Source organism: Stenotrophomonas sp. NPDC077420, assembly GCF_044543385.1.
Classification (GTDB): Bacteria; Pseudomonadota; Gammaproteobacteria; order Xanthomonadales; family Xanthomonadaceae; genus Stenotrophomonas.
In genome coordinates, this window is record NZ_JBITVZ010000010.1 from 62,244 (window position 1) to 86,419 (window position 24,176).

The following is a 24,176-nucleotide window of genomic DNA, read 5'->3' on the forward strand; positions in this document are numbered from 1 at the left end:
GATTACACTGGTCGGGCTATTACTGCCGCCACGCCCATGCCCGTGCCCCTGCCCACCCTCGTCACCGACCCCGATCCACGCCCGCAGCCGCCGGACGCGCCGGGTCCCAACGAATGCTGTGGCAGCGGCTGTCCGTTGTGCGTGCTGGACCTGTACAGCGACGAGCTGCAGCGATACCGGACCGCGTTGGCCGCCTGGCGACTGCGCCACCCCGATGCGGAGCCGTGAATGCCGCTGGCCCCGTTGGCAACCGCTGAACCGCGCACCGGCGCGACCGTCCATGCCCATGTAGCGCAGCTGGCGCTGCTGGCGTTGACCGGCTTCGTGCTGACCGCGCTATGGACGCAATGGGTGCGCAGCGACCTGGATTGGGTGCAGGCCACCTTGAGCCTGTACCTGCACGGCCCGTGGGGCCTGGCGTTGCGCACGGCGTACTGCGTGCTGGCGCTGGCGATCATGCTGCTGGCCTGGTCGCTGCACGCCGGCAGTGGGTCGCCGCGGCGCAGCGTGGTGGCGCCGCTGCTGTTCTGCATGGCCGCGGTGGGCCTGATGGGCGTGGCGATCGGCGACAGCTGGCTACCGGAGCGCGCGCCCCTGCTGGCGCCGCTGGTCCACGCGGTGGCGGCCAACACCGCCTTCCTGTGCGTGAGCGTGGCCATGCTGCTGCAGAGCTGGTACCTGCGCGCCGACCCGCACTGGGCGCGCTGGGCCGGCATTGCCTGGGGGTGGGCGTGGCTGTGTTTCGCGCTGCTCTGGTTGCACGTGCTGTGGCGGGGCCCGCCTCGCGGTGCCGGGCAGAAGCTGGTGATTGCCGCCGTGGTGCTGTGGCTGGCGGGTGCGGCGCTGCAGTCATGGCGCCAGGCGCGACGCGCTGCGGCGGCTGGCACCGACCCCTGAGCGCTGCGGCCAGCCTGTGTACATGCCCTTGGCGGTGGACGGGCGTATCGTTGAGTGACTTTTCCCGGGTGCGTGACAATGCGGCGAACCAGTGTGTGCAGGGGCCTTGGCGTGGTATTGGGGGTGGCATCGATGCTCGGCGCGGCGTGCGCGTCGGCGGCCACGCAACAGGTAAGCCACGGACGCTTCCAGGACATCCCCATCCACGCCCCCGACGGCCGCCCGCAACGCGTGGTGATCTGGTTCGACGGCGGCCAGGACCCGACCGCGACCCGGCAGCGCCTGGACGCCCTGCGCGGGCAGGGTGCCCTGGTGGCGCAGGTCGACGTGCACCGGCTGCGCAAAGGCCTGGCGGGCGAGGGGAGCGGCAGCTGTGCGTTCGGCGCCGGCGACGTCGAGAACTTCTCGCGTTGGGTGCAGGCCTACCTGCACGTGCCGGGCTATCACCTGCCGCTGATCGGCGGCGACGGCGCCGGTGCCGAGTTGGCCTATGCGGTGGCGGCACAGGCCGACAGCGGGATCTTCGCGGGCCTGGTCACCAGTGGATTCTGCCCGGACCAGGCCCACGAACGTGCGGTATGCGGTGCCGGTGTCAGCCATGGCCGTCTACAGCCCACCGAACTGGACGTCCCCTGGTTGAACGCGGCGGGCGACCGTCGGTGTGCGGCGGGCAACGCGGCGGCGTTCGTGCGCCGGGTCGCGATGGGGCGTGAATTCCAGCGCACCGCCAGCGGCTCGGACCTGCCCGGGTTGCAGGCTGCCGTGGCGGTGATGGGCGCGCGCAGGGGCGTGAGCCTGGCGCCGCCGCCGGACGATCTCAAGGGGCTGCCGGTGGTGGAAATTCCCTCGAAGGTGCCCGGCGACACGCTGGCCATCTTCGTTTCCGGCGACGGCGGCTGGGCGGGGTTGGACAAGGACGTGGCCGCCGCGCTCAGCGACGCGGGCGTGTCGGTGGTGGGCGTGGATTCGTTGCGCTACTTCTGGACGGCGCGCACCCCCGAGGGTTTCGCCCGTGACCTGGAACGCATCGCACGCCATTACAGCGCGCAATGGCAGCGCAGGCGCCTGCTGCTGGTGGGGTTCTCGCAGGGCGCGGACGTGCTGCCGGCGGCCATCAACCAACTCGCGCCCACGGTGCGCGACTCGGTCGTGCTGATCGGGCTGATGTCGGTCGGGCGCAAGGCCGATTACGAATTCCATGTCAGTAACTGGTTGGGCAGTGGTGACGGTGGCCTGCCGATCGCCCCCGAGATCGCCCGCCTGCCGGCAGGACGCACGCTGTGCCTGTATGGCGAGCAGGACGGGGACGCACTGTGTCCGGAACTGCCCAAGGGGCAGGCGACGGTGATCGCGCTGCCGGGCGACCACCACTTCAAGGGCGACTACGACCGGTTGGCGGCCACCCTGCTGGCGCATCTGCCCCCTCGCTGATGGAATCCTGCAAGCGCCTCGCGCCGGTTCGGCCGATCCTGCGTACTGATCATCGTTGGTGGGGTGTCGCATGCGTTCTGTTTCCGCAGCCGGGCCGGCGTCGCAGGTTTCCCGGGCGTCGACTGCCGCGGTGCCGTCGGCAGCGCCCGCACCTGCGCTGGCCATCGCCATGATCCGCAACGACGCAACGGTAGCGAAGCTGTATTCGCTGTTGGCCAGTGATGCCCGCGCAGCGCCGGCGCCGGCCGCGACCGCAGCGCAGAAAATGGCCGATGCAATGTCGCTCTGGCGTGCCGGCAACCAGGCGGCATCCACGTCCGAGCTGTTCTGCGACGGGTTGAAGGCGATTCTCCAGCAGCGGGTCAAGGACAATGACGTCGACCTGCACAGGGCGATCATGGAACACGACTCCACCGCAGTGAAAGCGTACCGGCAGCTGGTCGCCAACCCAGCGTGCGGTGTCGCCCTGCGTGAGGCGAAGCGGCTCGGCGATGCCGCGCATCCGGAAGTGATCAAGCGCGAGACCGACCCTGCACGGAAGGCGCAGCTGCAGGCACTGTCCGCCGCCGTGGACGCTGCCCGGGCTGGCCACGGAGACTGGAACAGTGTCCAGTCCGCCGCCCGCGCAGTGAAACCCGCGCTCGCCGATCGCTTCGAACCGCACCGGGCTCTGCTGATCGAGAAGCAACGTCTGGAGACGGACAAGGACGTGATTGCGATGCTGGCGCTGCCCAACGCGCAGGGGGCGTCGTCCGGCGGCGCCGCGCGCGGGCGTGCGGTCGAGGATCGGGTAGGCGCCGCGCTGACCGTGCTGTGCAATGCAATGAACCTGGCCGCGGGCGACGCCGACGGCTTCCGCATCGTCCGCAGCGCCAATGTGCCGCCCGCCCTGCGCCCGGCGGACGGCAGCCACGTCAAGGCTGAGCTCGACTTCCTGCTGATGCATGGCGACGACGCGGTACTGGTGGGCGAAACCAAGGCCGGTGGTGCAACGGCCATCGGCGCGGACTGCGTGAAGCTGCGCAATGCGGTGGCCCACATGGCAACGCGTGCGCAGCCCACGATGACCTACCGGTTCCCGCTGGGTTCGGACAAGCGTTCCCAGCCAGCCGGCGGCAAGGCAGCGCCGCAGGCGCTGCAGGTCAGTGGGGCCTCGCTGCAGCAACTGATGGACCCGCCAACGGCGTCGCCTGCAGCGCCGCCGCACTGGCCTGCCAGCGCCCGCTATTTCCTGCCCGAGGCGGTCGGCGCCATCCCGCTGTCACAGCGTGCGGTGGCCTACCTCACCTGGCGCCCTGCAAGCCTGGAGTATGCAAAGGCGCTGTTCGCGGGAGAGACACCCTCCGCCGAGGCATTGGCCCCGGTGTGGCGCGAACTGGGCGAAGCACCCAAGCTCGCCTGGATATGGGAAGAGCGTGCGCTCGCCGATCAGGCCCTGCACGCCGTGCACGGCAGCGACAGCATCGCGCGCTTCGCAGAGGCCTTCATGCCGAAAAACGTAACCGGCTGAAGCGGACCGTGGGTCCACTGATTACGCTTGGTTCGGCATGTCCAGCAGCGCTGCGTGAAATGCTGCAGGCCACGGGCGCATGGCGATGCGTTCATCCCGATAGCGCGTCGTTGCCAACCTTGCGCGGGGCCACCGATATCAACCGCGTTGCATCCAGCAACGCCGCCGGCAGGTGCATGCCACCCGGGGCGGCCAGGTAACGCGCCCGCCAGTGCGGCGCGAACTTGGACTTGAAGCGCCGCAGCCCGCTGAATCCATAGAAGCGCTCGCCGTGCCGCGCCACCACGTTGGCGAACCGGTTCCAGCGCCCGGCCAGCCGGTGCTGGGCCAGCCCGGACAGCGGCGCCATGCCCAGCGAGAAGCGCTGGAAGCCGTGGTCGCGGCCCCACAGGAACAGCTCGATGAACAGGAAATCCATGGTCCCTTTCGGCGCATCGTCCACGTGTCGCATCAGGTCCACGGACAGCTCTTTCCCGGCCGGGGCCTGCCACAGGTTGGCGAAGGCCACGATGCGGCCCTCGGCTTCCACCACCGCCAGCGGGAACCGCGCCAGATAGTCCGGGTCGAAACTGCCGAGCGAGAAGCCCTTTTCGTCGCCGGCCTTGTCGTCCAGCCATTGCCGCGACACCACCGCGAGCGCCGGGATCATTGCCGGTACCTCCGCAGGCGGCACGACGCGGAAGCTCAGTCCGCCGCGCTTGCCGCGGTTCCAGGCCTGGCGCAGGTCGGCGCGATCGCGACCCTCCAGGCTGAAATCCTGCAGCGGCACCATCGCTTCCTCGCCCAGTTTCACCAGGGTCAGGCCCAGGTCCAGATAGGTCTGCCAATAGGCTTCCCCCACCTGGTAGAACACCGGCCGCAGGCCCAGCCGGTCGGCTTCCTCGCGGAACCGCCAGATCAGGGCGCGCGCCACGTCCGGTGGACCGACCGGGTCGCCCATCGCGATCAGTGAACCGCCATAGCGCTGCATCATCACAAAGCCGTGCCCGGCGGCGTCGCGCAGCACCGCTTTGTCGGCGGTGAGCACCAGGCAGGCCTGGGTGTCCTGCGCCTGCTGCAGGATCGGCGCCAGCGCGTCCAGGGTGTCCGGGTCGGCCGCGGGCAGGGGCGTACGCGTACTGTGCAGCAACCGCGCCAGGCCGAAGATGGCCAACGCGATGGCCACCACCAGCAGGGCACGCAACGCGCGTGGCGCATTGCCCTGCGCGGCGAACTGCCACCACAGTTCATTCTGGTACTCGACATGGCTGTAGACGAAGAACAGCAGCCAGATCACCGCCACCAGCACCAGTCCCAGGTTGCGGATCCACGGCCACGACCAGGCTTCGTCCAGCAGCGCGCCCTGCCGGTAGAACTCGCGGCGCGAGGCCCACAGCGCCATCGCCACCAGCACCGACGCGCCCGCGATCAGCACCTGGCCACCCCGCAGCCAGATCGGCAGCGGGGCGATCACGCAGATCGCCAGCGCCAGCACCCACGCGGCGTGGCTGCGCCGCTGCAGGCCCTGGCCGATCAGCAGCAGCACCACCCCGGCCAGGCTGCCCAGCAGGTGCGAGGTTTCCAGGATGGGCAGGGAGGCATGCAGCAGGTGCCGGCGCGGGGTCGGCAACGTGCCGTCGATGACCAGCGCGGCGCCCACGCTGAACACCGCCAGCGCGATGATCTGCGGCAGCCACGGGCGCAACGCGCTCCAGCCGGCACGGGTGGCACCGGCCCCCACCCGCAGCGGGCGACGCAGCGCCGGGGCCACCGCCAGCAGCGTGGCCAGCAACAGCGGCAGCACGTAGTAGGTGACCCGGTACACCAGCGCGGCGGCCAGCACCGCGGCCGGCGCCACCTGCGGCAGCAGTTTGAGCAGGCTCCATTCGAATACGCCCAACCCGGCCGGCACGCTGGACACCAACCCGGCCAGCACCGCGACCAGGTACAGCCCGACGAAACCGGGCAGGCCGGTCGGCGTGTCCATCGGCAACAACACGTAGAACGCTGCGCTGGCCAGGACCAGCTCCACCACGCTGAGCGCGGTCACCCCCAGCATGGTGCGGCGGTCAGGCAGCCACAGCGCGTGGCCGCGTACCCGGAAGGTGCGTCCCTCGCGTCCGACCAGCAGCACCGTGCCGGCATAGGCCAGCAACCCCAGTGCGCCGAGCACACGCACCGCCTGCACCGACACCGGCAGCGCCAGCGCCGCCGCGCCGGGTTCCAGCAGGAACGCCAGCGACAGCAGCAGCCACGCGCCGAACACGAAGCCCAGGGTGCTCATCAGCACCACCTGGCCGATGTCGGCCAGGCCCAGGCCGGCGCTGCCGTAGCCGCGCAGGCGCACCGCGCCGCCGGTCAGTGCGGCAAATCCCAGGGTCTGGCCCAGGGTGTGCGCCAGGAACGCGGTGATGCCCACCCGTGCCGGGTGCAGGTGCTTGCCGCTGCGGCGCAGGCCGATGGCATCGAAACCGATCAGGCAGGCGTAGCTGGCCAGCCCGAGGACCACCGTGAGTGCGATCTGGCCTGCGCCCAGATGGCGGAAGGCGTCGCGGATGGCGCCATACCCGTGATCGTCGAATTCGTTGGCCAGGCCATGCAGGGCCAGCGCCAGGATCCCCAGGCTGAAGATCACGGTCGCCGCGCGGCGCCAGCCGATGCGGGACGAGGGGGGAGTGACGGGTTCGGTCATCGGGACAGCGGGCTCCGGGCACGCCACCGTGCCTGCTGCCGAATCGTGCGCTTCCGGGCTGCTGTTGCCAAGACGCGGATGGCGTTGATACAGGTGCGTGTCACGACGACCGTGGGTCGAGCGGTTTCGGATCGAGCGGTTTCGGGTGGCATCGGTGACAATGGGCCACCACCACAGAGGAGCCCTCACCATGTTCGAACGTTACGACGTGGGTCCGCGCATGTCCGAGATGACCGTGCACAACAAGGTCGCCTATCTGTCCGGACAGATTCCCGAAGACACCAGCGAGGACATCACCGGGCAGACCCGGCAGGTGCTGGCGGAGATCGACAAGCTGCTGGCGCTGGTCGCCAGCGACAAGCAGCACGTGCTGCGCGCCGAGGTCTACCTGGCCGACATCAACGATTTCGCCGGCATGAATGCTGCGTGGGACGAGTGGGTGGTGCCGGGCATGACCCCGGCCCGCGCGACGGTGGAAGCCAAGCTGGCCGACCCGGCCTGGAAGGTAGAGATCGTCATCACCGCAGCGTTGCCCTGAACACCCGCCGCCATCGCGTACCGCCACGCCTGCGTGGCGGTACCGGTCAGGGCGCCCGTACCAGGTCGATGCAGTCCACCGGACACGGTGGAATGCACAGCGCGCAGCCGGTGCACAGATCGGCAATGACGGTGTGCATGTACTTGGCGCCGCCGACGATGGCATCCACCGGACAGGCCTGGATGCACTTGGTGCAGCCGATGCAGTCGGCTTCGATCACCCGCGCCACCTGGGGCGGCGTGCAGTCGCCGCGGCTGCGGTCGAACGGTAGCGCAGGAACGTCCAGCACGCGGGCCAACGCACGCGCCCCGGCATCGCCGCCGGGCGGGCAATGGTCCACGCCCGCCTCGCCGCGCGCCATGGCCTCGGCGTACGGGCGGCAGCCGTCGTAGCCGCATTGCCCGCACTGGGTCTGCGGCAACAGGCGGTCGAGGCGTTCGACCAGGGGCAGGGAAGGCGATGTCATGCGTGGCGTCGGCTGCGCGGGAGGTTCATTTCAGGGGTTTGCCGCGGTACCAGCGTTCCTGCGCCAATGCGAGCATCGGTCGGTCTTCGCGGCTGTCGCCGTACGCATGGATGCGTACGTAACGTGACAGATCGTAGCGCGCACGGATCCGGTCCGCCTTGTGCGGCGCGCAGTCGCCGTCGGCATACCGCCCGGTCAAGCGCCCGTCCTGGCTTTCCAGACGGTTGCAGATCAGGTCCAGGCCCAGCGCCTCGCACCACGGGCGCAGGTACAGGTCCAGCGAGCCGGACACGATCACCACCGTATGCCGCTGTTGCAGGTGCCAGCGGATCTGCTCCAGCATCTGCGGGCGCACCACCTCGGGCAGCACCTCGCGGGAGAACCCGGCCGCCAGGGTGGCGATATCGTCGGCGTGGCGGTCGCGCAGGGTCAACCGGGTCACGCGCGCACGGATGCGCTCGGCGGAAATCAACTTCAACCGATAGGCCAACAGCCACGGACCCACCTTCCACCACGCCTGGGCCAGCTGCTCGGGCGTGGCCACCCGGCGCAGGAAACGCCCATACGTATCGCAGTCGGTGACGGTGTGGTCGAAGTCAACCAGGGCCAGTTCCATCTACACCCTCCCGGCAGGCCACGACCGGAGGTCGTGGCACGTTGGCCTCAGCGAACCGGCATGCCGGGCAGGGCGCCGCTGTCGGCGTCCAGCAGCGCCAGCGCGCCGCCGTCGAAGCCGGCCGACAGGATCATGCCTTCGCTCAGGCCGAAGCGCATCTTGCGCGGGGCCAGGTTGGCGATGAACACCACGCTGCGGCCGACCAGCGCTTCGGGTTCGCCATAGCTGGCACGGATACCGGAGAAGATCTGGCGCTTGCCCAGTTCGCCGGCATCCAGCTCGAAGCGCAGCAGCTTGTCCGAACCTTCGACGAACTCGCAGGCCAGCACCTTGCCGATGCGCAGGTCCAGCTTGGCGAAATCGTCGATACCGATATACGCCGGGCCTTCCGCCGTCGCAGCGGGAGCGGCGGCAGGCGCGGCAGCAGGCGCCGCCGGCTTGGCGGGCTTGGCCGGGGCCGCAGGTGCGGGGGCGGCGAGGGTGTCTCTGGAAGCGTCGGTCATGGCGTCAATCATTTTCGGGTCGATACGGGTGAACAGCGGGCTGTACACGGCGATGGTGTGGGCCAGCAGCGGCGAGGCGATGTCGGTCCAGCGCTGCACCGGGGCGGCCAGGAATGTTTCGGCCTGCGCGGCAGTAGCCGGCAGCACTGGCTTGAGCGCGGTGACCAGCACGCGGAACAGGTTCAGGCCCTGGGTGCACACCGACTGCAGCTGCGCGTCGGCGCCCTCCTGCTTGGCGATCACCCACGGCTTCTGTTCGTCGATGTAACGGTTGGCCTCGTCGGCCAGGGCCATGGTCAGGCGCAGCGCGGCCGCCGGATCATTGCGCTCGTATGCTTCGCGCACCGGCGCCAGCGCGGCCACGAAGCGGTCGTACTGTGCGGCATCGGGCAGCGCGTCGGCGAGGCGGCCATCGAAACGCTTGCTGATGAAGCCGGCGCAGCGGCTGGCCAGGTTGACGAACTTGCCGACCAGGTCGGCGTTGACCCGCGCGATGAAGTCGCCCAGGTTCAGGTCGAGATCGTCCACGCCGCCGGAGGACTTGGCCGCGAAGTAGTAGCGCAGCGCTTCCGGCTCCAGCCCGGCATCCAGGAAGGTGCGGGCCATGACGAATGTACCGCGCGACTTGGACATCTTCGCGCCGTCCACGGTGAGATAGCCGTTGACGTGCAGGCGGGTCGGCGCGCGGTGGCCGGTGCCGTGCAGCACCGCCGGCCAGAACAGGCCATGGAAGTTGACGATGTCCTTGCCGATGAAGTGGTGCAGTTCGGTGCTGGTGCCGGCACGCAGGTGCGCGTCGAAATCCTCGCCGTTCTTCGCGCACAGCGCCTGGAAGCTGGACAGGTAGCCGATCGGCGCATCCAGCCAGACATAGAAGTACTTGCCCGGGTGGCCTGGGATCTGGAAGCCGAAATAGGGCGCATCCCGGGAAATGTCCCACGCGCGCAGGCCGCCCTCGGCATTGAGCCACTCACCCAGCTTGGCCTTCACCCCGGGCAGGGCGACATCGCCGGCCAGCCATTCGCGCAGGAAGCGTTCAAAACGGCCCACCTCGAAGAAGAAGTGCTCCGAATCGCGGATTTCCGGCGTGGCGCCGGAAATGACCGAGCGCGGGTCCTTCAGGTCGGTGGGGGCGTAGGTGGCGCCACACACTTCGCAGTTGTCGCCGTACTGATCGGGCGTGCCGCAGTTGGGGCAGATCCCCTTGATGTAGCGGTCGGGCAGGAACATGCCCTTGGCCGGGTCGTAGAACTGGGCCACGGAACGGCGCGAGATGTGGCCTTCCGCCTCGAGCTTGAGGTAGAACGCCTCGGTCAGGGCCTTGTTGCCGGCCGAGTTGGTCGAGTCGTAATGATCGAACGCAACGCCGAAGGCGGCGAAGTCGCGCTCGTGGCTGGCCTGGATGTTGGCGATGAACGTTTCCGGGGTCACGCCGGCTTTTTCCGCCGCCAGCATGATCGGGGTGCCGTGGGTGTCATCAGCGCACACGAACCAGGTCCTGCCGCCGCTCATTCGACGCGCACGCACCCAGATGTCAGCCTGGATGTAGCCGACCAGATGGCCCAGGTGCAGCGGGCCGTTGGCGTAGGGCAGGGCGGTGGTGACGAGAGCGGTGCGGGTCATGGGCTGCACGGGTGCGGGGGAACACGGGATTATCGCATGCTCCCGGAAAAGACGAAGGGCCGGGGCGGTCACCCCGCACCGGCCCCGGGCCGTTGATCCTGCAGCGCGTTGCCGCGCAGGTGGTTACTCGCGGATCCAGGTCTGGGCGCGGCAGATGAACGCCACGCAGCCGGACATGTCCAGCTTCTTTCCGCCCGGCTGCAGCTCCAGCTTGGACTTGTAGGTCTTGCCGTTGGCCGGGTCCAGCACGGTGCCGCCGGACCACTGGGTGGTGCTGCCCTTGTCCTGCTTCAGGTTCCACAGGATGGTCATGCCCTTCACCGGCTTGCCCTTGTTGGCGCCGCTGCAGTCGTCGCAGACCGGGTTCGGGCCCTTGTCCGAATGCAGTACTTCCACCACCTTGCCGCTCAGCGTGCCGTTGGCGGCCTGGGTAATCTCCACGATCGACTTCACCTTGCCGGTCTTGTCGTCGATGGTCTTCCAGCGGCCGACCGCGCCGTCGGCGGCCGAAGCGGACATCGCGGCCATCACCAGCGGCAGTGCCAGCAGCAGGGTCTTGAAGGTCTTGCGCATGTTTCCCCTCCCAGGGATGTACGTGGATGCCGGCGCAGGGCCGGGACAGCTGGACTGTATACCCATTCGCCCTGGTACGGAACGCTGCGGCGCGGGGCGCGGCAACCCGTTCAGCCCCCTTCGTACAGCTCCAGCGGCAGCCCGTCGGGGTCGGCGAAGAAGGTGAAGCGCCGGCCGGTGTACTCATCGGTGCGGACCGGCTCGCAGGCCACCCCCGCGGCGGCCAGCCGTTCGATCATCGGTTCCAGCCGCGCCACCCGGAACGCCAGGTGGCGCAGCCCCTGGGCTTCGGGTCGGCTCGGTCGCGGCGGTGGCGAGGGAAACGAAAACAGCTCCAGCTGTCCGCCATCGGGCAGGGCCAGGTCCAGTTTCCAGGAGTCGCGGGCGGCGCGGTGGTGCTCTGCCTTGATCGCCAGGCCGAGCACGCGGACGTAAAAATCGCGCGACCTGTCGTAATCGGCGCAGATCACGGCGACGTGGTGGATGCCAAGCAACAGTGACATGGGGATCGATTCCTGGTGGCGCGGATGCGCGACTGTCTGAGCGGGATCGATACAAATACATCAAGTTGCGTCGGCTTTCTAATTTGTTGTAGAGCGTTGCCCCGGCCCCGTCTTCACCATGCAGCCCTTGTCGAAGGCGGCGCAGCACTGCGCTGCGTCGAAGTACGCATGAACGGGAGTGGTCGGATGCACGTGATCGTCAATGCTGGGCAGGCCGCCACCGAGCTCACGGCCGGGGGGCGGCCGGTCCGCCTTCTGCCCGGCGATCGCCTGCTCCTGGCCGGGCTGCCGCTGCCACGCGGCAGCGGGCTGGACACGGTCGCGGTGGCCGGCAGCGGCATGCCCCGCGCCCTGGCCCATTACGACCATGCCAGCGGCATGCAACGCGCGGCGGGAGAGCCTGAGCCCCTGTGCTGGGTGGTGCCGGCGGCCCTGGAAGTGCCCGACGTGGCGGCGGCCTGGCTGATCGGCCAGTTGGCGCGTGGCGCCGGCCAGGTCGAGGACAGCCCGCCGGCGCAGCTGCTGCGGCACCTGGCGCGCAGCGAAAGCTACGGCCTGATGCGCTTCCTGCTGGAGGAAGGCGGCGACAACACCGTCGCCGCGCTGGCCCAGCGTTACGGCCTGTCGTCGGCACAGTTCCACCGGCGCTGCCGGCAGGTCCTGGGTCGCCCGTTGAAACGCGAGCTGCGCATCCAGCGCGCCGCGCGGGCGTTGCTTGCCTATCCCGGGCGGGCGCGCTCGTTCACCTATCTCGCCGCCGATCACGGCTACGCGTCGCTGTCGCATTTCTGCACCGACGTGAAATCCCTGATCGGTCGTTCACCCCTCTCCGTCTACCGGGCGGTTTCAACCCCCCACGAGTAAGCCATGCGTTCCCTGCCGCTGTACCTGCTGTTGCTGTCGTTCACCGTGCCGGCTGTCGCCCAGACGCCGCTGGAAGGCACCGCCATCACCGACCGCGCCGACCTGCCGCATGCCTCGGGCTTTGTCTCGCGCGCGGACAGCGCCGACCATCTGCTCAACGCCATCGGCGTCCGCGCGCGCCAGGCGCTGGTGATCAGCCCCAAGGCCCAGAAGAAGAAGATCACCGGCAACTTCGACCTGGCCCGGCCGTTCGACGTGCTGGCCAAGGTCACCGCCGAACTGGGACTGGTCTGGTACAGCGACAGCACCTCCATCTATGTCTACGACGCCAGCGAACAGAAGAATGCCGTGGGTCGCCTGCGCTCCACCTCGGTGGCCACGCTGTCGGACTTCCTGCGCAAGGCGCGGCTGGCCGATGCGCGCTATCCGGTGCGCGGGGGCGGCGCCGACGGCACCTTCTACGTGGCCGGGCCGCCGGTGTACGTGGACATCGTGCTCAACGCCGCGCGCTACCTGGATGACCTGTACGAAGGCGCCGACGCCAGCCCGCACCACGTGGAAGTGATCAAGCTGGAGCACAGTTTCGTCAATGGTCGCAGCTACGGGCTGCGCGGTCGCGAGGGATCGCTGCCGGGCGTGGCCGATGTGCTGGCCGGTGTGCTCAAGCTGGGCGACTTCGGTGCCGTGGTCAAGCAGCCGGTGATGCCGGACGCTGCGGCCACCGTCACCGAGCAGCTGCTGCCGGCCGCGCCGACCGCGCAACCGGTGGCGCAGGCCGCCACCTCGGTTCCCACCGGCCCGACCCCGGCGGTCGTCATGGCCTATGCGGAAACCAACAGCCTGATCGTGCGCGGCACGCTGGCGCAGATCGAACAGGTCAAGCGCCTGGTCGGCGAGCTGGACATCCCGCGCAAGCAGATCGAACTGTCGCTGTGGATCATCGACATCAAGAAGACCGAGCTCGACCGCCTGGGCGTGAACTGGAGTGGCGGCATCAACATCGGCAATCGTCTGTCGATCGGCATCAACCAGTCGCCCTCGGTCAGCACGCTCGATGGCAGCCGCTTCCTCGCGTCGGTGCAGGCCATGGCCAGCAAGGGCAACGCGCACATCATCTCGCGCCCGGTGCTGTTGACCCAGGAAAACATCCCGGCGTACTTCGACAGCAACCAGACCTTCTATACGCAGTTGATCGGTGAGCGCGCGACGTCGCTGGAGCAGGTCACCTACGGCACGCTGGTCAGTGTGCATCCGCGCATTTCCAGTGGCAACGACGTGGAAATGCAGCTGAAGATCGAGGATGGCGCGGCCGACGGCACGCGTTCGGTCGACGCGCTGCCGCTGGTCAACCGCACCGTGATCGACACGGTCGCGCGCGTGCCGCAGCAGCTCAGCCTGCTGGTGGGCGGCTACACCCGCAGCCAGTCCGACCAGGGCTACAGCGGCATTCCGGGGCTGCGCCGCATTCCCGGCGTAGGCAAGCTGTTCGGCCAGGACAGCACCTCGTCCGAAAACCTGGTGCGGGTGTTCCTGATCCAGCCGCGGCTGCTCACCGGCAGCGATCCGGTCGATGCCTACCGCATGCCGGACGTCTACGGTCCGACCGTGGGTGAATCCGTGCGTGACGCGATCCGTGGCCTGCATCCGCAGCTCAACGACGGGGAGGGCGCGCATGGCACTGCCGGCCATTAATCGCCCGGTCACTTCCCTATTGCCCAACACACCGCGTCAGACCGGTGGCAGCGGCAGAGGAGAAGACACGGAGAAGGGCTCTCTGTCGTCATCGGGGCGGTCCTCGCAGAAAAGTGAGCTGCATACGGCGTTTTCCATGCAGGACGACGTGGGCGCCCTGATCGCGTCGCTGCAGCGACGCCGTGACAGGCAGAGCAGCAGCGGCACCGGCGAGACGCAGGCGTGGATCGACCACGTGCTCGACGAGCAGGTTGACAGCAAGATGAGCGACCTGCGCGCGCTGCTCGATGGCCTGCGCAGCCCGGTGCAGCTGCTCGGCCTGCTCAAGCAGTTTTTCCCCGATCCCAGCGACATGCTGGCGGTGCTGCGCGCGCTGCTGACCGACGAGGAACTGCAGGAACTGCGCGAGCTGCTACAGGCTGCGCTTGAGCAGCTGCTTGCCGAACAGGCGGCCCAGGGCAATGCCGCCGCCATGCGCGGCGGCATGAACGTGGCCGTCAAAGCCCGGCTGGCCGCAAGCGGCAATCGCTTCTCGGCGCGGGCACTGCGCCAGAGCTACCGCGACTTCATCGGCAATCCGCGCGACTGCGTGGGCGAATACGCCGGCTGGATCGCCACGTTCGGTTTCGACCGGCGCGCGCAGGTGGTGGATTTCATGGAACAGGCCCTGGGTGCGGACATGTACTCGCTGGATCCCAGCGCCTCGCACCTGGAGTTCGGCCAGTTGCTGCACCAGGTGCGCAACCTGGCCGTGCTGCGCTCGGCCGACCAACTGCTGGTCCAGGAAGCGACCCGCGACGGACTGCTGGCGCGTCTTTCGACCAGCGCCGAAGCGATGGTGGGCGGGCTGCTGGACGTCGTGCGCGGCCTGCAGGACTGGGCGGGGCTGTTCGCCGGGCCGCTGGCGGACATGCGCGTGGCGCTGTCGGCGCCGGAGCGCGCGCGCGTCGTGCAGGCGCTGCGGCGCGCGGTGGGTGGCCTGCCCGACGCGGTTTGGAGCGATGAACTGGCGCGCGAACGCACCGCCGACGCGCTGGAGGAACTGGTGGTGGAAAGCATGAAACGCGAACGCTGGCGTGCCGGCCACGCCGGAGGAATCAGCGTATGAGCAGCACCGCCCCCACGACGACCACCGGCTTCGGCGCGCGCGCACGCGGCGTGCTGCGCCCGGAACTGGCCCTGGTCGTGCTGATGGCCGTGATCGTGGCCATGCTGATCATTCCGCTGCCGACCTTCCTGGTCGACCTGCTGATCGGCCTGAACATGGCCGTGGCCATCGTCATCTTCCTCAGCTCCTTCTACGTGGAGCGCATCCTCAACTTCTCCACGTTCCCGTCGGTGCTGCTGTTCACCACCCTGATGCGGCTGGCGCTGTCGGTCAGCACCAGCCGGCTGATCCTGCTCGACGCCGACGCGGGGCACATCATCAGTGCGTTCGGCGACTTCGTGGTGGGCGACAACCTGGTGGTGGGCGCGGTGATCTTCGCCATCATCACCCTGGTCCAGTTCATCGTCATCACCAAGGGGTCCGAACGCATCGGTGAGGTGGTGGCACGCTTCTCCCTGGACGGCATGCCCGGCAAGCAGATGAGCATCGACGCCGACCTGCGTGCCGAAGCGATCACTTCGGAGGAAGCGCAGCGTCGCCGGCGTGACGTGGAGCGCGAAAGCCAGCTGTACGGCTCGTACGACGGTGCCATGAAGTTCGTCAAGGGCGATGCCATCGCCGGCATCGTGATCGTGTTCGTCAACCTGTTCGGCGGTATCGCCGTGGGCATGCTGCAGCATGGGATGGCGTTCTCGCAGGCGCTCAACACCTTCACCCTGCTGACCATCGGCGATGGCCTGGTGGCGCAGATTCCGGCGCTGCTCATCTGCATCAGTGCCGGCTTCATCGTCACCCGGGTCAGCGGCGAGAGCAACAACCTGGGCGCCAACATCCTCGGCGAGCTGTTCAAGAGCAACCTGGTGCTGGGCACCGGCGCGGTGCTGGTGCTGCTGCTGGGCTTCCTGCCGGGCTTCCCGCTGCCGGTGTTCGCCGGCCTGGCGGTGGGCCTGGGGGCCATGTTGGTCTGGCGCCTGCGCCGCGCCCGCACCGACGAGGCGGCCGGCAGCGCCGGTGCCGGGCAGGGCGGTGCGGCCACCGCGACCGCCGGCAAGGGCGACGCCACTGCGGCGCGCCTGACCAGTGAAACCCTTCCGCTGATCCTGCTGATGCCGGCACCGCTGCACGAGGCGGGCGTGGCCGGCAACTGGGAAGAGCAGCTGCGCCATGACGCCTTCATCAACACCGGCATGCAGCTTGCGCCGCTGGTGCTGCGTGGCCATGTGCCGACGCGCGAGCATGAAGTGAAGGTCCTGATCAACGAGATCCCGGCGGCCAGCGCACCTGTGGTGAACGGGCACGTACGGGTCTGGGGACGCCAGGACGAACTGGACGTGCTGGACATGGGCCTGGTGGTGCCGCATGACGGCGGCAGCGCACGCTGGGTCCTGGCCGGGGCGCAGGAGGACGTGCGTGCGCTCGGTTGCGAGGTGTCCAGCGATTACGAGGAACTGCGCCGGCTGGTGCACGGCGCGGTGCTGCGCAACGTGGGCGAACTGTTCGGTATCCAGGAAGCCAAGCACGTGCTGGACGCGCTGGAGAAGCGCTTCCCGGAACTGGTCAAGGAAACCTACCGGCACATGCCGATCCAGCGCGTGGCCGAAGTGCTGCAGCGCCTGCTGCGCGAGGACGTCTCCATCCGCAACATGAAGGTCGTGCTGGAAACCCTGGCGCAGTGGGGCCAGCGCGAAAAGGACGTGATCCTGCTGGTGGAGCACGTGCGTGGTGCCTTGGCCCGCTACATCTCGGCGCGCTTCGCGCGCGACGGCCGCATTCCCGCGATCCTGGTGTCCAGCTCGGTGGAAGACCAGATCCGCGCCGGCATCCGCCAGAGCCAGGGCGCGGCCTACCTCAACCTCGAACCGGCCGAATCCGGTGCGCTGATGGACCGCTTCGCCCTGCACGTCGGCGAAGTCAGCGCCCACCGTCCCGACGTGGTGCTGATGGTGGCGCCGGACATCCGCCGCTTCGTCAAGCGCTTCATTGAAAACCGCCTCCCCGCGACCCCGGTGCTCTCGTTTGCCGAGATTTCCGACACGGTCACCCTTGATGTGATGAGAAGCATATGACCTCCCTGCTAGATACCCTCAATGCCGCCCTCCAGGAGCTGGGCTGCGACCCGTCGCGGTTCCAGTTCGACACCCATTCGTCCGTGGTGATGGGCTTTGCCGACGTGGGCGAGCTGCTGCTCGACCCGGTGGACGACATGGTCTATCTGTGGGGGCGCCTGGACACCTCGCCCAACGATCGCTTCAGCAATCGCGCCGATGAGCTGCTCAGCGCGCTGTCCGCGCCGGCCGCGCACTTCGCCAACGGCTGCCTGGCCCTGCGCCAGCTGGACGAAGGCTGCCTGGTGGGCGGCGTGCTGCAACCCGACTGCCGGCACGACGCTTCGCTGCTGGCTGCTGCGATCGAAGGGTTCCACGCGCGCGTGCTGGACCTGCAGGGCATGCTGCGGTGACAGCCGCCGTGCCCTGCTGGCGCCCTTGCGCCACCCCGTTGGCGATGCGCGCAGGCGAACTGCGGGTACCGCTGGCGGACGTGGCGGTGGGCGAGCACTGCCACGTGCGCCGCTCGGCCTGCGATGACCGCGTGCTGACCCACGGCGTGGTGACCCGGGTCGACCACGGCGTGGCCACGCTCGCGTTGATCGGCGCGCCGGTGCGGTTGGCCGCCGACGTGGTGGTGGCGGCTACCGGCCGTCCGCTCGAGGTGGCGCTGGGCAACCACCTGCTGGGCAGCGTGCTGGACGGGTTTGGCGAGGTGGTGGAGCGGCTGCACGAGGGACAGCCGCTCGACGCCGATGCCGGCACGACCGCCGCCGCCGTGCAGGCAGTGCCGCTGGACTACCGGCAGCGGCGCCCCATCCAGACTCCGTTCGCCACCGGCATCCGCGCCCTGGACGCGCTGCTGACCGTGGGCGAGGGTCAGCGCATGGGCGTGTTCGCCGCGGCCGGCTGCGGCAAGACCACCCTGGTTGAAATGCTGCTGGCCAACGCCGACTGCGACGTCCGCGTGGTGGCGCTGGTCGGCGAGCGCGGCCGTGAAGTGGCCTCGTTCGTGGCGGCGATCCGGCAGGGCCCTGCGGCGGCACGCACCATCGTCGTGCAGGCCACCTCCGATTCCTCGCCGGCGACCCGGGTCAACGCGGCGATGGTCGCCACCCGTGTCGCCGAGTTCTTCCGCGACCAGGGCAGCCGGGTACTGCTGGTGATGGATTCGGCCACGCGCTATGCGCGGGCCCTGCGCGATGTAGCGCTGGCCGCCGGTGAGCCGCCGGCACGGCGTGGTTTCCCGGCCTCGGTGTTCGAGGCGCTGCCGCGGCTGGTGGAACGGCCGGGCAATGCGGGCTGCGGCAGCATTACCGCCTTCTACACGGTGCTGCTGGAGGACGACGCCGACCCCGACCCGGTCGGCGAGGAAGTCAAATCGCTGCTGGACGGCCATGTCTACCTGAGCCCCCGCCTGGCGCAGCGCGGTCATTTCCCGGCCATCGACGTGCTGCGCAGTGCCAGCCGTCTTTATCCGCAGCTGGCCAGCCCGGGCCAGGCCGCTGCCGCCACCCGCGTGCGTGCGGTCATGGGGCGGCTGGACGACCTGCAGCTGCTGCGCGACATCGGCGAGTACCGGCCCGGCGCGCAGCCCGAGCAGGACGACGCCGTGGCGCGCGAACCGCGACTGCTGGCGTTCCTGCGCCAGGGCCTGCATGAACCGGTTGCGTTCGACGACGCGGTGGAGGCACTCGATGCGCTCGCCCGCTGATCCGGCGCAGCTGGCCACGTTGCTGACCCACCGTGCGCAGCGCCTGCGCGGCGAAGCGCGTGGGCAGGCGGAGCAGGCCGCGCAGCACGAAACCGAGGCGCGCTCGCTGCGCGGCGAGGCCGACGAGAAACTGCAGCAGGCGCAGCTTGGCGAAGAACACGGGCTGGACCGGCAAACCCTGTTCGAACGGCTGCGTGGCGTTGCCATCGCGCGCGCGCACGTTCTGGAGTGCGGCCTGCGTGCCGAGCACCTGCTGGAACAGGCCGCCGCCGCGCAGGCGCAGGAACAGCAGCTGCGCCAGGCCGCCGCGGCCCATCACTCACGAGCGCGCCGCCTGGAGGCGGTGGGCTCGCACATCCATCAACGGCTCCGGCAGGCGCGTCAGCGCCGCCAGGAGCGTCAGGTTCAAGAGGAACACGCATGTCGGTAAAGATCCAACCCCAGCCGGCCGCCATCGCGGCCACCGGACCGGTTGACGCGGTGTCGTTGAGCGAACGGGTGCAGGCCCACCCGAATCCGCCGCTCGAGGTCCCGTACGCCGAGGACGCGTGGTCGGCACCTCCGGAAGCGGTCGAGGTGCCGGATCAGGGCGATACGCCGGATCAGGACGACCTCCCCGATCAGGTCGATGCCGCAGTGCCGCGCGAGGCGGCTCCCGACCGCAGCGACGCGCCCGGCGACGCACCACGGCCGCTCATGGAGGGCCCGCGCGCGCTGCAGCCGCAGCCAGGTCACGCAGCGGCGGCGTCCACGTCGCGCATCCGCATGGGAATGCCGTCCCCGCAGACAGCGACGCCGTCCCTCGCCACGGCGCTGCCGGTTGCCGGGAAGGCCGGTGATGCAGGCGCCCCGGTCGCGGATGCGTCCGCAGCAGTGCCGGGTCGTGCTCCGGCCGTGGCGGGCAGTACGGTCGTGCACACGCCGGGCGAACCTCCGGCAACATCTGCGGCATCCACCGCCGACGCGCCGCACGCCGCCATTGCGTCCGGCGCGCCCCAGCGCAACGCGCGCGCGCTGGCTGCGCGACCGGTCGTACCACCGGCCGCTGCTGCGTCGCCGGCGTCGCCTGCGGCGGCGCCGGGGGCCGTTATCAGCGACAGTCGCACCGCCTCGGCGCCCGTGGCCATGGAGAGCGCGTTCGCCGTCGATGCCACCGCAGCCAACCCCGCGACCTCCGCCACGGCCACTGCCACACCGCAGCCGGGTGGCGAACCCCATGACAGCCAGTCGCTGGCCGACGCGCGCCGTGCCGAAGCCAATCTGGGTACCCGCCAGTTGGTGCGCGCCGCCCGCCAGGCCGAGGCACTGCAGACCGCCATGAGCGCCCGCACCGTTGCCGGCAGCCAGATCAATGTCGCGTTCAGCAGTTGGGGCGCGGGTCATTCGGTCATCGCGCGTCTCGAGGCAGATCGTCTGCACATGCTGCCGTCCAGCGCACGGGTCGGCAACGCGCTGGCGGCCTCGCTGGCCCCGGCCGGCAGCGACCTGGTGATCGCCGTGGACAGCAGCGACAGCGCCACCGACGAACGCCGTCGCCGCCGCGACCACCAGGGCCACGCATGAACGCGCAGCGCTGGCCTTTTCCCGTGCTGGGCGCCGCCGACGTGGCCAACGCCGCCACGCTCGCCGGTTGCGCGCGGGCGGGCATCGTGCCCGACGCGCAGCCGCTGCCGGCACGCGGCGCGATGCTGCGCTTCGATGTCGAGGCGCCGGCCGGCGTGCTGCGCCTGGCGGTGGCCGCCGAGCCGTGGTGCGCGGCCATGCTGCCTGAGCTGGCCGGACTGGCGTGGTCCGAACTGGTCGACCGCCAGACCCTGGCGTGCTGGCTGCCCGAACAGGACCTGCTGGACATCGCCGCGCCCCCTTTCACGCAGGCGCGGACAACGCTGCGTGAGGTGGTGCCGGTCAGCGTGCTCGCACGGGGCGAGGGTCCGCAGCCCTGCCTGCCCACCACGCAGGGGCCGGCCTGGATCGAACGCATCGACGCCAGGCCCGGCCACGCCCTGACCCCCATGACCCGCCGCCTGCGGCTGCCGGTGGAGCTGGGCATCTCGCGCCTGCAGCTGCCGCTGCAGCGACTGCGCCGCCTGGCGCCGGGCGCGGTGGTGCTGCTGGACCAGCTTGAACCCATCGCACGCCTCGCGCGCCGTCGCCTGTACGCCTTCGATTTCACCCTTGAGACCATTTCCGTGAATACACCCTTCGATTTCCTCGACGACGAAGACGGCGCCGCCGACCTCGCCCTGCCTGCGGCACCGGCCGCCCATGCCGACCCCGCAGCGGCCGCCGGCGGGATCGACCTGCGCCAGCTGCCGGTTACCGTGGACGTGGTGCTGTGCCAGCTGCAGCAGGCCATCGGTGAACTGGACGGATTGCAGCCGGGCACCGTGTTCAACCTGCCGGTCGACGCCTGGAAGCAGCTGCAGCTGCGCGTCAACGGCCAGACCGTTGCCCGTGGCGAGCTGGTCCAGGTCGGCGACCAGCTCGGCGTACAACTGGCGCAGGCGCCCTTGCTGCCATGAATTTCGTCAACAACGACATCTCGCTGATCGCGGTCATGTCGATGGCGGCGCTGCTTCCGTTCCTGATCGCCGCGGGCACCTGCTACCTGAAGTTCTCCGTGGTGTTCGTGCTGCTGCGCAACGGGCTGGGCCTGCAGCAGGTACCGTCCAACATGGTGCTCAACGCGCTGGCGCTGATGCTGGCGTTCTACGTCATGCAGCCCATCGTGCAGAACATGTACGACGCCTATCTTGCGCTGGAGGCCCCGCTCAACTCGGTGGCCGCGGTGGTGACCTTCCTCGACAGCAGCCTGGACGGCTACAAGGTCTACCTGGCCACCTACTCGGACCCGGAGCTGCTGAAGTTCTTCGAACGTGCGCGCCACGCCGGGACCGGCGTGCCGGTGCCCGACCTGGAGCCGCATGAGCGCTCGCTGTTCGCGCTGATGCCGACCTACGCACTGAGCGAACTCAAGGACGCCTTCCGCATCGGCTTCTACCTGTACCTGCCGTTCGTGGTGATCGACCTGGTGGTGTCCAGCGTGCTGCTGTCGCTGGGCATGATGATGATGAGCCCGGTGACCATTTCCGCGCCGATCAAGCTGATCCTGTTCGTGGCGATGGACGGCTGGAGCCTGCTGTCGCAGGGTCTGGTGCGCCAGTACCTCGACGTGCCGATGTAGCCATGGACGCGATCATGTTCATGGGCAACAAAAGCCTGCTGCTCATCCTGCTGCTCTCGGCTGCGCCGGTCGCGGTGGCCACCCTCGTGGGCCTGGCCATCGGCCTGTTCCAGACCGTGACCCAGCTCCAGGAGCAGACCCTTCCCTATGGTGCCAAGCTGCTGGCGGTGATTGCCTGCCTGCTGGTGCTGATGACCTGGATGTCCGCGCGCATGCTGGATTTCGCGCGGCTGGCGCTGCATACCGCGCTGAACGGGTAGGGCAGTGCAGCTTTCCGCGCTCGACGCCGAACTGGTTGCGCTGGCCCGCGACCATGGGCTGACCGCCCTGCTGGGCATGGCCCGCATTGGCGCCTGCCTGGTCTGGATTCCGTACCTGTCGCCGGGCGTCATGCCGGCCAAGATGACCCGGACCGTGGTGGCGATGATGATCCTGATCGGCCTGTGGCCCGCCACGGCGGGCGCCACGGTGCCGCCGGACATCCTCTCGATGGCCGGCGTGGTCCTGCGCGAGGTGCTGATCGGCACCGCCATCGGACTGGTGGTGGCGTTGCCGTTCCATATCTTCCACGGCATGGGCGCCATCGTCGACAACCAGCGCGGCGCCGGCATTGGCGCCATGCTCGACCCGGTCAGCGGCATGGAAGCCACGGAGACCTCCAACCTGCTGCAGATGATGAGCGTGGTGGTGTTCCTGGCGACCGACGGCATGATCGTGCTGCTGGAGGTGATCCAGGACAGCTACGCGCTCATTCCCATGGGCGCGGGGATGACCCTCGACCTGGCGCGGCTGCAGGCGTTTGCCGGCACGCTGCTGGCCGGCGCGCTGCGCATGGCCCTGCCGGTGCTGCTGCTGCTGTTCCTGGTGGAAGTGCTGCTGGGCGTGCTGTCGCGCTTCGCCCAGCAGATGAACCCGTTCTCGATCTCGCTGGCGGTCAAGTCGTACATCGCCTTCATCGCGCTGCTGTTCTACCTGATGCCTACGGTGGTCCAGCAGGTGCCGCTCATCCGCGACACCACCGATGCGCTGCAGCTGCTGCTGGCGGTGCCGCAATGAAGACCGAAAAGCCCACACCGCACCGCCTGCTCAAGGAATCGAAGAAGGGCAAGAGCTACGTCAGCCGTGACCTTGCTGCCGCGGCGATGCTGGTGGCCGGGCTGATCGCCGTGGCCACCCTGACCTCCACCCGGGCGCTGCAGGGCTTCTACCGCGGCATGGCCGAGCGCGGCTTCAGCCTGACGCCGTCCGAAGCCGCCTGGCAGGCCACGCAGGCGTTCCTGTGGATTGCGGTGCCGGTGGGCGCGTCCGCCATCGTGGCCGCCGTGCTGATCTCGCTGGTGCAGAGCCGCGGCGTGATCGCCGCCGAAGCGGTGCGCCTGGACCTCGCCCGGGTCAATCCGATTTCAGGCTTCAAGAACCTGTTTTCGCTGAAGACCGTCAAAAGCGTGATCACCGCTGCGCTGTACCTGCTGGCCGGTCTGGTGTTCGTCGTGCTGGCCTGGACGCTGTTCTCACCGATCATCTTCGCGCAGGTGCAGATGCCCGACAACGCTGCCGGCGCCATCTGGCACCGCGTGGGCTGGCAGAGCACCGCGCTGCTGCTGGCGGTGCTGGCGCCGATCGTGCTGGCCGCGGCCTTCATCGAATACCGGCTGTACATCCGCGAAATGCGCATGGAAAAGCACGAGGTCAAGCAGGAGCACAAGGACCACAACGGCAACCCCGAAATCAAGCAGCGCCGCCGCCAGATCGGCGAAGAGCTGTCTGGCCAGGTGCAGGCCGACGTGGCGGGGTCGTCGATGATCCTGGCCAACCCGACCCACATCGCGGTCGGCATCTTCACCCACCCCGACTACCCCGGCCTGCAGTTCGTGTCCGTGCGCGAGCGCGGCAACCGCGCACGCAAGGTGATCGCGCTGGCCGAGAAGTGGGGCATTCCGGTCGTCCGCGACATTCCGGTCGCGCGCGCCGTCTACTTCAAGACGCGGCGCTACCAGTTCGTGCCGGCCGACCTCACCGCGCCGATCACCCGGATCCTGGCCTGGCTGAAAGACATCGAGCGCAATCACGCCGACCCGCCATCAGATTCCGATCCTGCCGGCCATTCCGGTCCGGATCCGACGCCCCCGCTTGACCAGGCCCCCCCGCGTCCTCCTGCGGGATGAGGGAATCCCGAAAGCCCCCCCTTTGCAACCCCGCCAGACTGTGCTTGTCCTGCAGCGCCGTTGGCCACAACCC

Annotated in this window: 24 protein-coding genes; 18 read left to right on the forward strand and 6 right to left on the reverse strand. The window is 69.2% G+C overall.

The genetic code is table 11. The features are described 5' to 3' along the window. Positions 1–36 precede the first annotated feature (36 nt). The 4 genes from ACIGII_RS11505 (at position 37) to ACIGII_RS11520 (ending at position 3,838) form a co-directional block, all read left to right on the forward strand. Positions 37–228: an oxidoreductase-like domain-containing protein gene (locus ACIGII_RS11505; RefSeq protein ID WP_399638234.1), complete on the forward strand. Its 192-nt coding sequence runs from the start codon at positions 37–39 to the stop codon at positions 226–228. After that, complete coding sequence (locus tag ACIGII_RS11510; RefSeq protein ID WP_399638236.1) at positions 229–897, forward strand: DUF998 domain-containing protein; 669 nt, start codon at positions 229–231, stop codon at positions 895–897. It abuts the gene before it with no gap. A 78-nt stretch (positions 898–975) separates the two neighbouring features. Next, complete coding sequence (locus ACIGII_RS11515) at positions 976–2,328, forward strand: virulence factor family protein (RefSeq protein WP_399638238.1); 1,353 nt, start codon at positions 976–978, stop codon at positions 2,326–2,328. Between the two features lie 70 nt (positions 2,329–2,398). Continuing rightward, complete coding sequence (locus tag ACIGII_RS11520) at positions 2,399–3,838, forward strand: hypothetical protein (protein WP_399638240.1); 1,440 nt, start codon at positions 2,399–2,401, stop codon at positions 3,836–3,838. Positions 3,839–3,929: 91 nt separating this feature from the next. Here the strand turns inward: ACIGII_RS11520 and mprF are convergent, their stop codons facing one another. Beyond that, positions 3,930–6,509 (reverse strand): bifunctional lysylphosphatidylglycerol flippase/synthetase MprF, encoded by a 2,580-nt coding sequence (mprF, locus tag ACIGII_RS11525; protein WP_399638242.1) that lies wholly within the window; start codon positions 6,507–6,509, stop codon positions 3,930–3,932. 190 nt (positions 6,510–6,699) lie between these two features. Here mprF and ACIGII_RS11530 point away from each other — a divergent pair, with 190 nt between their 5' ends. After that, complete coding sequence (locus ACIGII_RS11530; protein WP_399638243.1) at positions 6,700–7,047, forward strand: RidA family protein; 348 nt, start codon at positions 6,700–6,702, stop codon at positions 7,045–7,047. A gap of 46 nt (positions 7,048–7,093) precedes the next feature. Here ACIGII_RS11530 and rnfB read toward each other — a convergent pair whose 3' ends face one another. The 5 genes from rnfB to ACIGII_RS11555 form a co-directional block, all read right to left on the reverse strand. Beyond that, positions 7,094–7,513 carry an Rnf electron transport complex subunit RnfB gene (gene rnfB, locus ACIGII_RS11535; RefSeq protein ID WP_399638245.1) on the reverse strand — a complete coding sequence of 140 codons (420 nt, stop codon included), beginning with the start codon at positions 7,511–7,513 and terminating at the stop codon, positions 7,094–7,096. A gap of 25 nt (positions 7,514–7,538) precedes the next feature. Then, entirely contained in the window at positions 7,539–8,129 is a 591-nt protein-coding gene (locus ACIGII_RS11540; protein WP_399638247.1) for an HAD family hydrolase, read from the reverse strand. A gap of 47 nt (positions 8,130–8,176) precedes the next feature. Then, positions 8,177–10,255 carry a methionine--tRNA ligase gene (metG, locus tag ACIGII_RS11545; protein WP_399638249.1) on the reverse strand — a complete coding sequence of 693 codons (2,079 nt, stop codon included), beginning with the start codon at positions 10,253–10,255 and terminating at the stop codon, positions 8,177–8,179. 123 nt (positions 10,256–10,378) lie between these two features. Further along, positions 10,379–10,828 carry a DUF2147 domain-containing protein gene (locus ACIGII_RS11550; RefSeq protein ID WP_399638250.1) on the reverse strand — a complete coding sequence of 150 codons (450 nt, stop codon included), beginning with the start codon at positions 10,826–10,828 and terminating at the stop codon, positions 10,379–10,381. 110 nt (positions 10,829–10,938) lie between these two features. After that, on the reverse strand, positions 10,939–11,331 hold the full coding sequence (locus tag ACIGII_RS11555; RefSeq protein WP_399638251.1) for a VOC family protein: 393 nt from the start codon (positions 11,329–11,331) through the stop codon (positions 10,939–10,941). A 186-nt stretch (positions 11,332–11,517) separates the two neighbouring features. Here ACIGII_RS11555 and ACIGII_RS11560 point away from each other — a divergent pair, with 186 nt between their 5' ends. The 13 genes from ACIGII_RS11560 to ACIGII_RS11620 all read left to right on the forward strand — a co-directional run bounded on the left by ACIGII_RS11560 (position 11,518) and on the right by ACIGII_RS11620 (position 24,103). Continuing rightward, complete coding sequence (locus tag ACIGII_RS11560; protein ID WP_399638253.1) at positions 11,518–12,195, forward strand: helix-turn-helix domain-containing protein; 678 nt, start codon at positions 11,518–11,520, stop codon at positions 12,193–12,195. 3 nt (positions 12,196–12,198) lie between these two features. Beyond that, complete coding sequence (sctC, locus tag ACIGII_RS11565) at positions 12,199–13,887, forward strand: type III secretion system outer membrane ring subunit SctC (protein ID WP_399638254.1); 1,689 nt, start codon at positions 12,199–12,201, stop codon at positions 13,885–13,887. A 136-nt stretch (positions 13,888–14,023) separates the two neighbouring features. Then, the gene (gene sctW / locus ACIGII_RS11570) at positions 14,024–14,995 is read left to right on the forward strand and encodes a type III secretion system gatekeeper subunit SctW (RefSeq protein WP_399638255.1); all 972 of its coding nucleotides are present in this window, start codon (positions 14,024–14,026) and stop codon (positions 14,993–14,995) included. Then, entirely contained in the window at positions 14,992–17,061 is a 2,070-nt protein-coding gene (locus tag ACIGII_RS11575) for an EscV/YscV/HrcV family type III secretion system export apparatus protein (RefSeq protein ID WP_399638257.1), read from the forward strand. Before sctW ends, ACIGII_RS11575 begins: the two co-directional genes overlap by 4 nt. Beyond that, positions 17,058–17,453 carry a hypothetical protein gene (locus ACIGII_RS11580; RefSeq protein WP_399638259.1) on the forward strand — a complete coding sequence of 132 codons (396 nt, stop codon included), beginning with the start codon at positions 17,058–17,060 and terminating at the stop codon, positions 17,451–17,453. The genes ACIGII_RS11575 and ACIGII_RS11580 overlap by 4 nt, the downstream gene beginning before the upstream one ends. Positions 17,454–17,497: 44 nt before the next feature. Next, the gene (locus tag ACIGII_RS11585) at positions 17,498–18,754 is read left to right on the forward strand and encodes a FliI/YscN family ATPase (protein ID WP_399638261.1); all 1,257 of its coding nucleotides are present in this window, start codon (positions 17,498–17,500) and stop codon (positions 18,752–18,754) included. Further along, positions 18,738–19,184 carry a hypothetical protein gene (locus tag ACIGII_RS11590; RefSeq protein WP_399638262.1) on the forward strand — a complete coding sequence of 149 codons (447 nt, stop codon included), beginning with the start codon at positions 18,738–18,740 and terminating at the stop codon, positions 19,182–19,184. The genes ACIGII_RS11585 and ACIGII_RS11590 overlap by 17 nt, the downstream gene beginning before the upstream one ends. Further along, complete coding sequence (locus ACIGII_RS11595) at positions 19,175–20,317, forward strand: hypothetical protein (protein WP_399638263.1); 1,143 nt, start codon at positions 19,175–19,177, stop codon at positions 20,315–20,317. The genes ACIGII_RS11590 and ACIGII_RS11595 overlap by 10 nt, the downstream gene beginning before the upstream one ends. Further along, complete coding sequence (locus tag ACIGII_RS11600; protein ID WP_399638265.1) at positions 20,314–21,276, forward strand: FliM/FliN family flagellar motor switch protein; 963 nt, start codon at positions 20,314–20,316, stop codon at positions 21,274–21,276. The genes ACIGII_RS11595 and ACIGII_RS11600 overlap by 4 nt, the downstream gene beginning before the upstream one ends. Further along, complete coding sequence (locus tag ACIGII_RS11605; RefSeq protein WP_399638266.1) at positions 21,273–21,938, forward strand: EscR/YscR/HrcR family type III secretion system export apparatus protein; 666 nt, start codon at positions 21,273–21,275, stop codon at positions 21,936–21,938. The genes ACIGII_RS11600 and ACIGII_RS11605 overlap by 4 nt, the downstream gene beginning before the upstream one ends. A gap of 2 nt (positions 21,939–21,940) precedes the next feature. Beyond that, positions 21,941–22,198, forward strand: coding sequence for a type III secretion system export apparatus subunit SctS (gene sctS, locus ACIGII_RS11610; RefSeq protein ID WP_399638267.1), 258 nt, complete (start codon positions 21,941–21,943; stop codon positions 22,196–22,198). A gap of 4 nt (positions 22,199–22,202) precedes the next feature. After that, positions 22,203–22,994, forward strand: a complete 792-nt coding sequence (sctT, locus tag ACIGII_RS11615) for a type III secretion system export apparatus subunit SctT (RefSeq protein WP_399638269.1) — start codon at positions 22,203–22,205, stop codon at positions 22,992–22,994. Further along, positions 22,991–24,103 (forward strand): EscU/YscU/HrcU family type III secretion system export apparatus switch protein, encoded by a 1,113-nt coding sequence (locus tag ACIGII_RS11620; protein ID WP_399638270.1) that lies wholly within the window; start codon positions 22,991–22,993, stop codon positions 24,101–24,103. Before sctT ends, ACIGII_RS11620 begins: the two co-directional genes overlap by 4 nt. Positions 24,104–24,176: the final 73 nt, after the last annotated feature.

Excerpts from the sequence above, each read along its gene's own strand:
- ACIGII_RS11505 (WP_399638234.1), top strand. The coding sequence starts at position 37 with ATGCCCGTGCCCCTGCCCACCCTCGTCACCGACCCCGATCCACGCCCG.
- ACIGII_RS11510 (WP_399638236.1), top strand. The coding sequence starts at position 229 with ATGCCGCTGGCCCCGTTGGCAACCGCTGAACCGCGCACCGGCGCGACC.
- ACIGII_RS11515 (WP_399638238.1), top strand. The coding sequence starts at position 976 with ATGCGGCGAACCAGTGTGTGCAGGGGCCTTGGCGTGGTATTGGGGGTG.
- ACIGII_RS11520 (WP_399638240.1), top strand. The coding sequence starts at position 2,399 with ATGCGTTCTGTTTCCGCAGCCGGGCCGGCGTCGCAGGTTTCCCGGGCG.
- mprF (WP_399638242.1), bottom strand. The coding sequence starts at position 6,509 with ATGACCGAACCCGTCACTCCCCCCTCGTCCCGCATCGGCTGGCGCCGC.
- ACIGII_RS11530 (WP_399638243.1), top strand. The coding sequence starts at position 6,700 with ATGTTCGAACGTTACGACGTGGGTCCGCGCATGTCCGAGATGACCGTG.
- rnfB (WP_399638245.1), bottom strand. The coding sequence starts at position 7,513 with ATGACATCGCCTTCCCTGCCCCTGGTCGAACGCCTCGACCGCCTGTTG.
- ACIGII_RS11540 (WP_399638247.1), bottom strand. The coding sequence starts at position 8,129 with ATGGAACTGGCCCTGGTTGACTTCGACCACACCGTCACCGACTGCGAT.
- metG (WP_399638249.1), bottom strand. The coding sequence starts at position 10,255 with ATGACCCGCACCGCTCTCGTCACCACCGCCCTGCCCTACGCCAACGGC.
- ACIGII_RS11550 (WP_399638250.1), bottom strand. The coding sequence starts at position 10,828 with ATGCGCAAGACCTTCAAGACCCTGCTGCTGGCACTGCCGCTGGTGATG.
- ACIGII_RS11555 (WP_399638251.1), bottom strand. The coding sequence starts at position 11,331 with ATGTCACTGTTGCTTGGCATCCACCACGTCGCCGTGATCTGCGCCGAT.
- ACIGII_RS11560 (WP_399638253.1), top strand. The coding sequence starts at position 11,518 with ATGCACGTGATCGTCAATGCTGGGCAGGCCGCCACCGAGCTCACGGCC.
- sctC (WP_399638254.1), top strand. The coding sequence starts at position 12,199 with ATGCGTTCCCTGCCGCTGTACCTGCTGTTGCTGTCGTTCACCGTGCCG.
- sctW (WP_399638255.1), top strand. The coding sequence starts at position 14,024 with ATGCAGGACGACGTGGGCGCCCTGATCGCGTCGCTGCAGCGACGCCGT.
- ACIGII_RS11575 (WP_399638257.1), top strand. The coding sequence starts at position 14,992 with ATGAGCAGCACCGCCCCCACGACGACCACCGGCTTCGGCGCGCGCGCA.
- ACIGII_RS11580 (WP_399638259.1), top strand. The coding sequence starts at position 17,058 with ATGACCTCCCTGCTAGATACCCTCAATGCCGCCCTCCAGGAGCTGGGC.
- ACIGII_RS11585 (WP_399638261.1), top strand. The coding sequence starts at position 17,498 with ATGCGCGCAGGCGAACTGCGGGTACCGCTGGCGGACGTGGCGGTGGGC.
- ACIGII_RS11590 (WP_399638262.1), top strand. The coding sequence starts at position 18,738 with ATGCGCTCGCCCGCTGATCCGGCGCAGCTGGCCACGTTGCTGACCCAC.
- ACIGII_RS11595 (WP_399638263.1), top strand. The coding sequence starts at position 19,175 with ATGTCGGTAAAGATCCAACCCCAGCCGGCCGCCATCGCGGCCACCGGA.
- ACIGII_RS11600 (WP_399638265.1), top strand. The coding sequence starts at position 20,314 with ATGAACGCGCAGCGCTGGCCTTTTCCCGTGCTGGGCGCCGCCGACGTG.
- ACIGII_RS11605 (WP_399638266.1), top strand. The coding sequence starts at position 21,273 with ATGAATTTCGTCAACAACGACATCTCGCTGATCGCGGTCATGTCGATG.
- sctS (WP_399638267.1), top strand. The coding sequence starts at position 21,941 with ATGGACGCGATCATGTTCATGGGCAACAAAAGCCTGCTGCTCATCCTG.
- ACIGII_RS11620 (WP_399638270.1), top strand. The coding sequence starts at position 22,991 with ATGAAGACCGAAAAGCCCACACCGCACCGCCTGCTCAAGGAATCGAAG.